The organism is Corynebacterium tuscaniense (assembly GCF_008693065.1).
Classification (GTDB): Bacteria; Actinomycetota; Actinomycetes; order Mycobacteriales; family Mycobacteriaceae; genus Corynebacterium; species Corynebacterium tuscaniense.
Window position 1 is genome coordinate 1 of the sequence record NZ_VXKH01000147.1, and the last position, 861, is coordinate 861.

At 58.3% G+C, this 861-nt stretch carries 2 protein-coding genes; both read right to left on the minus strand.

The annotated features are described in order from the left end of the window. Positions 1-667, minus strand: a 667-nt coding sequence (locus tag F4V54_RS10950; RefSeq protein ID WP_487246621.1) for a histidine kinase, incomplete at its 3' end; no start/stop codon positions are given. 12 nt (positions 668-679) lie between these two features. Next, on the minus strand, positions 680-861 hold a 182-nt coding region (locus F4V54_RS10955), incomplete at its 5' end, for a potassium-transporting ATPase subunit C (protein ID WP_150387153.1).

An 861-nucleotide genomic window follows, 5' to 3' on the forward strand; every position in this document is an offset into this window, starting at 1 on the left:
CGAGAGCCTCATCAACCTGGTCCGCCAACCACAACAGGGCAAGCTCCCGCAATGCAGTCAGATTGCCCACCCTAAAATAATTATTCAAGGCTGGGGCAATGCGCGCTTCTTTATAGATTTGGCCATCACTCAAGCGGGTGCGCAAGAGCTGCGGGGATACATCCACCAACTCGATCTCGTTCGCCGCACGCACCACCTCGTCCGGCACCGTCTCCTGCGGGGAAATACCAGTGATCTGCTTTATTACGTCATTAAGGCTTTCAAGGTGCTGGATGTTCAGGGTAGAAATCACATCGATTCCTGCGGCTAGGAGTTCCTCTACGTCCTCCCAGCGCTTAGCGTGTTCCTCACCGCGCGGATTGGAATGGGCAAATTCATCGACCAGAACGGTTTCCGGCTGGCGCGAGATGATGGCTGCAGTATCGAGTTCTCCGGTGGATAGCCCGGCGGCGTAGCGCCGCGGGATGGTCTCAAGGCCATCACACAGCGCCCGAGTGAATTCGCGCCCATGATCTTCCACGATGCCAATGACCACATCGCGGCCGGCCAGCACAAGGCCGTGCGCCTCGTTGAGCATTGCACAGGTCTTACCAGACCCAGGCGCCGCGCCGAGGTAGATCTTCAAAGCGCCACGCTTGGTGCGCGCCGGAACTTTCTTGTCGTTCATATAGCACTCATCTTATGAGCAGGACGGGGGATTGGGCAGCGCTCGGTTGAGAGTAGTGACGTTAACAGCGTCTTCGCCCAGGAACCCGAGGCTGGCATGCTCCGTGTTGTCCTCGATGAGGCTTCGCACCTCTTCGGTGCTCATCCCCTGTTCTCGTGCGACACGCGGAGCCTGTAGTTCAGCGTACGCAGGGC